Below are 2,550 nucleotides of genomic sequence, written 5' to 3'. Positions count from 1 at the left end.
GCAACCGTGGTTCCACCGCCAGGTGCCCCTCGTGCGGTTCGAGGCCGAGCATGGTGCGCAGCAACAGCAGCGGCGTACCCGTCGACCAGGCCTGCGGGCTGCACGCCGTCGGATACTCCACCGGGAACTTCGTCAGCTCCCGCGGGTAGCCGCCGAACGCCTCCGGTAGCCGCCCGTCGAAGTAGGTGGCCGCGTCCAGGATGCCGTTGGCGATGGTGGCGGCCTCCTCGGCGAAGCCGTACCGGCGCAGGCCCCAGGCGATGAAGGAGTTGTCGAACGGCCAGATCGTGCCGTTGTGGTAGCCGATCGGGTTGTACCGCGTCTCCCCCTCGGCGAGGGTCCGCACCCCCCAGCCGGAGAACAGTCGCGGCCCGACCAGGTGCGCCGCCACCTTCTCCGCGCGCTCGGGGAGGACGATCCCGCTCCAGAGCAGATGGCCGATGTTGGAGCTGAGGACGTCGCACTGGCGGCCGTCCGGGTCCAGGGCCAGCGCGTAGTACTCGCCGTCGGCCACCCACCAGTCCCGGTTGAACCGCTCCTTCAGCTCCGCCGCCTCCCGCTCCAACTGGTTGGCGAACTCCGGGTCACCCCAGAACTCGCGGGCCATCCGCGCCGCGCGGACCTTCGCGTCGTACGCATACCCCTGCACCTCGCAGGTCGCCCGCGGGAACGGCGGCAGGGTGCCGTCGGAGTAGGAGATCGAGTCCCAGGAGTCCTTCCAGCACTGGTTCTCCAGGCCGGTCTCGGTGTTGCGCCGCTCGTACCAGATGTAGCCGTTGCCGACCAGGTCGGCGTAGCTGTCGATCCACCGCAGCGCCGCCCGGGACTCCTGCTCCAACTCCTTGACCAGCGCGACGTCCCCGCTCCACCGCTCGTACTCGTCGAGCAGCACGAGGAACAGCGGCGTCGCGTCCACCGAGCCGTAGTACGGCGAGTGCGGCTGCTCCTCGAAGGCCGCGGTCTCGCCGTAGCGCATCTCGTGCAGGATCCGCCCCGGGTCCTCGTCCCGGAAGTCGTCGAACCGGCTGCCCTGCAGCGACGCCAGGATGCGCAGCGTCGTCTTCGACAACTGCGGGGTGAACGGCAGGGTCTGCAGGCAGGTGAGGATGCTGTCCCGGCCGAACATGGTCATGAACCAGGGCAGGCCGGCGGCCGGCAGGGTGGCGCCGCCCAGCGACAGCGGCGAGAAGCGCAGCGCCGCCAGGTCGATCAGGCTGCGCCGGTACGTGCTGGCCACCCGGCCGTGCTGACTGTTGACCTTCGGTGCTTCCGCGATCCACTGCTCCAGGTCATGTTGCAGGGCCAGCCGCTCGCCGCCGTGCACTCGTAGCCCGAGACGCAGGTCCCGGCCGCCGGGGCCGACGGCGTGCGTCTGCACGTCGATCGCCGCTTCCCACTGCTCGTTGGGCTCCAGGTGGACGGTGTACGCGAAGCCCCGGCTGTCGTACCGCGCCGATATCGACGAGGAAATGATCGTCTCGCGCCGGAAGTTGCCCCGGCGGTAGCCCAGGCGCAGCTTGTCCGACTCCACCTCGGTGTAGATCTCGCCCTTCTTGTTCAGGATCTCGTCCTTGACCTGGAACAGGTCGGCGAAGTCCGACGCCGCGTCCATCCGGACTTCGAGGTCGACCGGCTTCTCGTCGTGGTTGAGGATGGTGAGCTGCTCCCGGAAGCTGCCGCCGACCGCACGCTCCCGGATGATCGACAACTTCGCGTCCACGTAGTGCGTGGCCATCCCCGGCACCAGGAAGAACCGCGACTCGAAGTACTGCAGGTCGTCGTACGACAGCGAGTTGAGGCGTTCGCCGTTCACGCTCAGCACCCACGTGGACAGGAACCGGGTGTCGATGGAGAAGAGCCCGGTCGGCTCACTCGGCGTCGCCTCGATGTCACCGGTGTCCTCACAGACGACGAACGTGTTGCCGTCCAGGATCCGGATCGTGTTGCTCTGGCCCATCAGCGCGCCTCCCCCGCGAAGCGGCGACGCGGCCCACGGGCGTCCGGCGACCCGGGGAAGATTCGCTCCACCTGCACCACCAGCCGGGCGTCCCCGGACACCGTCATGTCCCCGCGCAACAGGGCGGCCAGACCGTGCTCACGGCCGGCCGCGATCTCGTCGAACAGCATCGGGCTCGCGCCGATCACCGTGTCGGCCTCCCGGTCCTCCTGGCTCACGTTCAGTCGCCCGTGGTCGATCGCGAGCAGCCAGTGCCGGGTCTGCGCCCCCTCGTGCAGATCGATCCGCAGGGTCCCGGAGGTCTTCGCCAGCAGAGGCTCGTACCCCCGCCGGTCCAGGTCCTCGAAGAACCTCGTGGTCGCGTCCACCATCGGGTCCACTCCTCCCCCAGTTGGCCGGGCCCGGGATCCCACCCGGCGCGCCCGCGTCGCGCGCACGGCCGGCGTTGCACGTCCCGCACGGGTCCCCCCACCGCGCAGGCCCAACCTCGCCCGAATCGGGTGACCCCACCCCACCCCCGCCCCCCCCCCCCCCGCCGGGGGGGGGTGGGGTGGGGGCGGCCCCGCGGCCGCGGGGGGCCGCCCGCGCAAAGA

General features: G+C 70.4%; 2 protein-coding genes. Both read right to left on the bottom strand.

Annotated elements, in window-relative coordinates:
- Positions 1 to 1,957 (bottom strand): glycogen debranching N-terminal domain-containing protein (locus AB0J68_RS30815; protein ID WP_363942240.1); only part of this gene is annotated, 1,957 nt, incomplete at its 3' end.
- The gene (locus AB0J68_RS30810; protein ID WP_355066115.1) at positions 1,957 to 2,328 is read right to left on the bottom strand and encodes an SCP2 sterol-binding domain-containing protein; all 372 of its coding nucleotides are present in this window, start codon (positions 2,326 to 2,328) and stop codon (positions 1,957 to 1,959) included. The genes AB0J68_RS30810 and AB0J68_RS30815, both read right to left, overlap by 1 nt.
- Positions 2,329 to 2,550 lie beyond the last annotated feature (222 nt).

This window comes from Micromonospora sp. NPDC049580 (assembly GCF_040675595.1).
Classification (GTDB): Bacteria; Actinomycetota; Actinomycetes; order Mycobacteriales; family Micromonosporaceae; genus Micromonospora.
This window is presented reverse-complemented; position numbering and strand designations above follow the sequence as displayed.

Bases quoted from the DNA above. Each gene is read 5' to 3' on its own strand.
- AB0J68_RS30810 (WP_355066115.1), bottom strand. From the start codon at position 2,328: ATGGTGGACGCGACCACGAGGTTCTTCGAGGACCTGGACCGGCGGGGG.